The organism is Pseudoalteromonas sp. BSi20429, assembly GCF_000238895.1.
GTDB lineage: Bacteria > Pseudomonadota > Gammaproteobacteria > Enterobacterales > Alteromonadaceae > Pseudoalteromonas > Pseudoalteromonas arctica.
Genome location: NZ_BADV01000048.1, coordinates 1 through 6,421, shown reverse-complemented (window position 1 = coordinate 6,421; position 6,421 = coordinate 1). Strand labels below are relative to the sequence as shown.

At 38.4% G+C, this 6,421-nt stretch carries 7 protein-coding genes; all 7 read right to left on the bottom strand.

Annotation, left to right across the window (positions count from 1 at the left end; genetic code table 11):
* Nucleotides 1–872: 872 nt before the first annotated feature.
* Nucleotides 873–2,426: an AbgT family transporter gene (locus P20429_RS09735; RefSeq protein WP_007583367.1), complete on the bottom strand. Its 1,554-nt coding sequence runs from the start codon at nucleotides 2,424–2,426 to the stop codon at nucleotides 873–875.
* 144 nt (nucleotides 2,427–2,570) lie between these two features.
* Entirely contained in the window at nucleotides 2,571–2,846 is a 276-nt protein-coding gene (locus P20429_RS09740) for a YfcL family protein (protein ID WP_002962183.1), read from the bottom strand.
* Nucleotides 2,843–4,006, bottom strand: coding sequence for an ATP-NAD kinase family protein (locus P20429_RS09745; RefSeq protein ID WP_007583365.1), 1,164 nt, complete (start codon nucleotides 4,004–4,006; stop codon nucleotides 2,843–2,845). The genes P20429_RS09740 and P20429_RS09745 overlap by 4 nt, the downstream gene beginning before the upstream one ends.
* Entirely contained in the window at nucleotides 3,996–4,550 is a 555-nt protein-coding gene (locus tag P20429_RS09750) for an elongation factor P hydroxylase (protein ID WP_007583364.1), read from the bottom strand. Before P20429_RS09750 ends, P20429_RS09745 begins: the two co-directional genes overlap by 11 nt.
* Before the next feature lie 118 nt (nucleotides 4,551–4,668).
* Nucleotides 4,669–5,130, bottom strand: coding sequence for a zinc-ribbon domain containing protein (locus tag P20429_RS19515; RefSeq protein WP_033026786.1), 462 nt, complete (start codon nucleotides 5,128–5,130; stop codon nucleotides 4,669–4,671).
* Nucleotides 5,131–5,191: 61 nt separating this feature from the next.
* Nucleotides 5,192–5,839, bottom strand: a complete 648-nt coding sequence (locus P20429_RS09755) for a glutathione S-transferase family protein (protein ID WP_024593902.1) — start codon at nucleotides 5,837–5,839, stop codon at nucleotides 5,192–5,194.
* Between the two features lie 106 nt (nucleotides 5,840–5,945).
* Complete coding sequence (locus P20429_RS09760; protein WP_007583361.1) at nucleotides 5,946–6,323, bottom strand: DUF4112 domain-containing protein; 378 nt, start codon at nucleotides 6,321–6,323, stop codon at nucleotides 5,946–5,948.
* Nucleotides 6,324–6,421: the final 98 nt, after the last annotated feature.

The window sequence follows — 6,421 nt, the reverse complement described above, 5'->3', positions numbered from 1 at the left end:
GTGACAAGGTTTTTTTGTTTTTAAGCTGCTGCCACAGTGAATACAAAGTAAACCTTCGCGTCAATTCAATAGCAGCTTGAGATAGTTTTTTTAGCCTGAGTTCGGGTTACTTAATGCCTAAAAATATATTCCTCTGATTTTTTAAAATAACAAAAATTCTGTAAACTAAACAAAGGCTATAGTTCACGGATGAATTAAAAATTGAAAAAGATTTACGACAACTTGCTCTTTGTAGCAATAATACTCTCCATTTTATTATGCATCACTATTCCTATTTTAATGGACTTTACAGATCCACCATTCATCTCAAATGAGCTATACGACGTTGTTTTCTTTATAGCCCTCCCTATTATCTGTTGCGCACTATTTATCTATATAAATATACTTATATTCAATAAATACAAACGCTGCAGTAAATATAGAGAATCACTTAAATACAATTTTTCAGATACAAAAATGAAATTGGCATCCATTTTCATGTACCCATTATCCCCTTTATTAATCTATGGAATACTCTATATTTTTATCTCTGATCCCATTAAATTATGGGCTTACTACACGCAAGGTGGCTATTGGTATAAGGAATATATACTGACCGATGTACAAAAGTGTGGCACCGAGTATGAAGATAGTTGTACTCATTTATACTTCAAAGACCCTAAAACGAATAAAATTCATGATTTTAGGTGGTACGACGCTAAGTCTACAATAATGAACAACAAAAACGATTATGTGTATATTGTTGGTGAGGCCAACTTATTTGGCTATATAGTGAGAGATTTAGAAAGGTAACTTAGACTTACTTTTACATTACAGGACTTTTATTTAAAAACCTCACTCAAGTGGGTGAGGTTCATAAATCAAGGTTTAGGTTAAGGCAAAGCTGGGTAAACGTAGCTAGCATCAAGCCCTAGTGGAATACCAAGTGCCCAGTAACCTAATAAAAAGATACTCCAGCCAATCATAAAGGCGATTGAGTACGGTAGCATAATAGCAATTAAAGTACCTATACCTGTGCCTTTCACATACTTTTGACAGTACACCACCACTAATGGGAAATAAGGCATTAACGGTGTAATAATATTAGAACTTGAGTCACCTACACGATAAGCGGCTTGAGTTAAGTCTGGCGAAATGCCAAGTTGCATTAACATCGGTACAAAAATAGGGCCAAGTAACGCCCATTTTGCTGAACTTGAACCTACAAACAAGTTAACAAAGCCAGTTAAAAAGATAATGCCCACAACCGTTACTGCACTTGGCAATTCCATTGCCTTTAATAACTGCGCACCTTCGATTGCGAGTAATGCACCTAAATTTGATTTACTAAATGCAGCAATAAATAGCGAACAAAAAAACGCCATGACGATATAATATGCCATGCCGCTCATCGCTTTACTCATAGCATCAATAATATCTTTTGAAGTTTTAAAGGTACCTACCGTAAAACCATATACTGTGCCAGGTAGCCAAAAAAGTAAAAATATTAGTGGTACAATTGATTGCATTAAAGGGGAGCTAAAATTAGTAAGGGATCCGTCACTACTGCGCATTGCAGAATCGTCTGGAGCAGAGACAAATGCTAATAACGCAAGCCCTGCAATCATCACGGTACTGGCTATATAAAAGGCACGTTTTTCATCACTACGTGCATCTTCAAATACAGGTAAATCCTCTTTAGCACCATCAACCGTTGTTTTTTGTAAACGTGGTTCAATAATTTTATCGGTAATGTACCAGCCTAATGCCACAATAAATAAGCTAGATGCTGAAGCAAATGCCCAGTTATTTAACGGGTTAATTGTTATTGCAGGATTAATTATTTGCGCTGCACTTTGAGTAAAGCTTTGTAGTAATGGATCAATCCCTGATGGAATAAAGTTAGCCCCAAAACCACCACTGACTCCTGCAAATGCAGCTGCAATACCCGCAAGCGGATGGCGCCCTGCAGCATAAAATATAACACCGGCAAGTGGAATAACTAATACATAACCTGCGTCAGTAGCGGTATGGCTCACAATGGCTACTAAAATGATTGAAGGCGTTAATAGCTTTTTAGGAGTCACTTTAAGCATTAACTTAAGACCGGTATTAATGAAGCCCGAATGCTCTGCAACACCGACACCTAACATAGCTACTAAAACGACACCTAAGGGAGCGAAGCCGGTAAAGGTTTTTACCATAGAGGATAAAAAAGTAGCGAGCGAATCACTTGCCAGCATATTGTTAATAATAATCGCTTCACCGGTACGTGGGTCTATTGCATCAAAGCTTACACCTGAAAACCACCACGACAAAAACCAAATTAATAACATTGCAAACAGAAATATTACGGCTGGATCTGGAAGCTTATTGCCAACCCGCTCAACAAAGTTTAAAAAACGCGCAACAACCCCTGAAGGTAAAGCGTCTTGATTATTATTCATTTTTATTGTTCCTAAAATTTATTTTTAGTAACAATATCGCATAAAAACAAAACAGTAAATTAACATAAAAATCTGCTTTAAAAGTTTTGGACACAAAAAAACACGATAGTGATAAACAAATCGTGTTTTTTGTATCACTTACTTTTAAGCGAGGGCTTTAACTTCTTCCCACAAGCGTGCAACTAATGTCTTATCTTCTTCGTTAAGCTCGCCGTTGCGATATGCTTTTACTAAGCTTTGCTCTACAGTTTCGTTTAGCTCATCTATACTGATTGTCAGCTTTTCTACTTCGGCATAACCAACTGCAAGATCAAAATGACCTCGTAAATAGCCGCCTGCAAATAACTCATCGTCAGTTGCTTTTATTACTAAATCATCGAAGTACTGCTGGGCTGCATCGATATAGTTCACTAAACTCATTTATTAATCTCCTGGTTTTGCAAAGCACCTGTATTTTCAAGGTTTTGGTGCCCTACTGCATACATAATATGGTCGTTAAATCCGGTGGTTACTTTAATATAACCCGTTAATTCATCATCTAATTCGCCATCGCCGGTGTCACAAATAAGGGGGCGGCTATTAAGCGCTTGTAGTTTTGTTTTTGTTGCTACTACAATAATGTTTTCTTTGCCAATTGCACGTATAAGCGCAGGGCTCAATTGCTGATTACCACGGCCAAATATATGCCCTTGCCCGCCAATGAGCGTAATGACTAACTTAGTACTTTGATCATGTGTAAGCTCAAGTAATTGCTTAGCCGTTAAATCTTGAGCAACTAAGGTTTGATCTTTTATTAAATCAACGCCAAGCAACGTATTTTGAAGTCCCATTTCTTCCATTATGGCCTCAACCGTTGAGCCGCTACCCATTATATAAAATGTGTCTTCATCCATTTGCGATACAACATGCGCTGCAATGTCGGCAAGTACGAGTTCGTCGGTTTCTTTACCGCCATTTTTAACCGCTTGCATATAGCGTACTTCGCTAGGTGTTTGCATTTCGCCGTAGCGCTTTGCTTTTACTGTGCCTTGTCTAAAGGCATCTTCATCTATATCCATTACATCTGCATCAGCTAAGGTAACTAACTCCCCCTTAACCAGCATTTCGACTACGCGCCCTGCAGCTTTTGGTGTAATGGCGTACACACCAGAGTGAATTTTACAGCCTGCAGGAATACCAAGTACGGGAATGGTATCTTCGATTGCATGGCAAATATTACGCGCTGTACCATCGCCTCCAGCAAATAAAACTAAATCAACACCTAAGTCTCTAAGTACTTTTGCTGCTTGTTCTGTGTCGTCTGGGGTTGTTATAGCAGCAGTGTTGTATATAACCTCTACATTAAAGCCCAAGGCTTTTGCTGTTTGCTCACCCATGTCACCGTTAACGGTGTAAATGGTTAAGCGTTCTTTATAAGGCAATAGCACTTCAAGCGCTGCTTTTGTTCGGCTATTTGCTTTGGGTTCTGCACCTAATTCGATTGCTTTAGCGGCTGTGTGTGCGCCATCACTACCTTTTAAGGCAACTGTTCCGCCTAAACCTGCTACTGGGTTTACAATTAAACCTAATTTAAACGCCATTACAAAGCTCCTTCGGATGTTGCCAATTAAATTGCTGCGCTGTTAATGGCCACTGTGTATTATAAAAATCAGAGAGTGCTTTTAAAAGTGACTCTGTACGAGAGTTAAAGCCATTTTCGATTAACGATAATACACGTGCATGTACTCGCTGCTGAAAATCAAACCGACATGTTTGCTCGCCGTTTAAGTTATCCACCGACACATTAAAATTAAACCCTGCTGCGGTGCTTAATAACCACTCTATAGCTTGAGGCTTTACTTCTACGTTTTCAAACTCAGCTTGTTTTTGTTTGTCGCGCCCATCAGGACAATACCAATAACCGTAATCTTCTAATAAACGACGTGCATCACCGGCCACCAGCCAGTGTGCTATTTCATGTAATGCACTGGCATAAAAACCATGCGCAAATACAACTTGGTGATATGGCACCTGCTCTGTTGCTGGTAAATAGACAGGCTCACAATCGCCTTTTATCAGTCGTGTATTGTGACTTTGATAAAAAGTGCGCTCAAAAATTGAAATTAGATCAGCTATTTGATGCATAAAAATTGATTAATTCGTCTCGGTTACAGCGCCATATTAGCGCACTAAAAACGAGACGAATTGTACGGGCTTTTACAACTAAAGTAAAAATAAGGCGTGATAGTAAAATATAAGCGGATTAATCTTTCACTTTATTGATATTTTTAATAATACCTAAACAGTAAAGAGTATTACCAAGTTCTTTACGCTGTGTTTTTTCACCTGAGGTTTTATTGGCTAAGCTAGTTAACATATCGTACCGTTTACGTAGAATTAGTATATATCTGGCATGTCTACGGCATTCAAAGCAATGAGTACAGTGTGAATCGACCCAAAATCTTAATGTTTCAAACCAATATTGCTGCTCTTGAGCAAAAAAAATAAATGCCTTAGAGCAAGTCCCGCACTTTTCTTCAATATCAACATTAAGTGCCCGAGGATAAATGGCATAGTTTTGCTTTTTTATATCAGCCAATATTACCGTATTAGGGAAGTATTTAAGCCTCGAGTAACGCCAGTGCGCATTCTCTATCGCCTCTATTGTCACTGGGGTATTGGTAGTTATTGGTGTATTGCCATACCTTGGGTGATTTAGATACATGAGCTGCCTAGTTTAAACTTATGATTTTAAGGTATAAAACATGCCATATGAAAAACAATAATTATACAGGCGTTCCTGCTTCATCACACTCTACAATATCGGTCTCGGTTAATGCCTGAGTGATCCATGCTTGCAATACTGGGCAGCGCATAACAAAGTCACAATATTGCTGTGCCTCTGGCGATAACGTAATTTGATAGGTTTTTAAGCGCAGTACAACAGGCACATACATGGCATCAGCAATACTAAAGTCACCAAAAAACCACTCATTTGGAAACACATCTTGTTGCTGTGCAAATATTTCGTCTATACGGGCTATGTCTTTTAGTGCTTCGCTCGATAGGTCTACTTTACGGGTTGCTCTTATATTCATTGGCATTTCACTGCGCAGTGCCATAAAGCCTGAATGCATTTCAGCGCTTAGTGCACGCGCTTTAGCTCTTTGGGTAATATATTTTGGCCATGCAGCGCCTGATAAGTAAGCATCGTTAATATATTCACAAATTGCTAGCGAATCCCATACCTGTAAATCGCCATCAATTAACGCTGGGACTTTTTGCAAAGCAAAGGTCTTTTTTAGTTCATTGTAAAAGTCGGGGGTGTCGAGTACTAGCTGGGTTTCACTAAACTCAACATCAAATTTACTCATTAAATACCATGCGCGTAATGACCAGCTAGAGTAGTTTTTATTACCGATAAATAATTGCATATTGTAAATACCAAAGTGAATAGACGCTCCTACCATACTAGGTGATTTAACAACCAACAACATTTTGTTTAAAGTCTCTTTGCTAACGGTTACTTAAAGCTATTAATCACTCACTCAACTGCTTGTTTAAATGCTTTTTTAATAGTTGTGTATTACGCGTGTTAGCTTTAAAAAAGGCATCAAAAATATCACCAAAAAATGGCACTAAACCGCCCACAAAGTCTATGAGCATATTGATAATCATCTTAGTCTTTATACGTTTACTCACACCTAAACGCTGGGCTTCTATCAGCACATAACTTGATAAAATTAGCCCTGCGGCATCACCTATAACGGGAATTAAACCAATCACAGCCTCCAAACCTATATTAAATTTAGTAAAAGGAATGCCAATGCTGCTATCAGTTAACTTACTGAATCGCTCTAAGCGGGCTATTGCAGCTTGGGCTTTCATTTGTGAGTGTTCATTAATATTATCGTTCATGATTACTACCCTCCTTCTTGCAGTATATAGGGCCTACTTGAACAACTCCTGAAAGGCTTTAAACTAAATTACAGACATAAAAAAAAGACGACGTACGT

What these genes read in the sequence shown, in the direction of transcription:
- P20429_RS09735 (WP_007583367.1), bottom strand. Translation starts at nt 2,426, where the DNA reads ATGAATAATAATCAAGACGCTTTACCTTCAGGGGTTGTTGCGCGTTTT.
- P20429_RS09740 (WP_002962183.1), bottom strand. Translation starts at nt 2,846, where the DNA reads ATGAGTTTAGTGAACTATATCGATGCAGCCCAGCAGTACTTCGATGAT.
- P20429_RS09745 (WP_007583365.1), bottom strand. Translation starts at nt 4,006, where the DNA reads ATGGCGTTTAAATTAGGTTTAATTGTAAACCCAGTAGCAGGTTTAGGC.
- P20429_RS09750 (WP_007583364.1), bottom strand. Translation starts at nt 4,550, where the DNA reads ATGCATCAAATAGCTGATCTAATTTCAATTTTTGAGCGCACTTTTTAT.
- P20429_RS19515 (WP_033026786.1), bottom strand. Translation starts at nt 5,130, where the DNA reads ATGTATCTAAATCACCCAAGGTATGGCAATACACCAATAACTACCAAT.
- P20429_RS09755 (WP_024593902.1), bottom strand. Translation starts at nt 5,839, where the DNA reads ATGCAATTATTTATCGGTAATAAAAACTACTCTAGCTGGTCATTACGC.
- P20429_RS09760 (WP_007583361.1), bottom strand. Translation starts at nt 6,323, where the DNA reads ATGAACGATAATATTAATGAACACTCACAAATGAAAGCCCAAGCTGCA.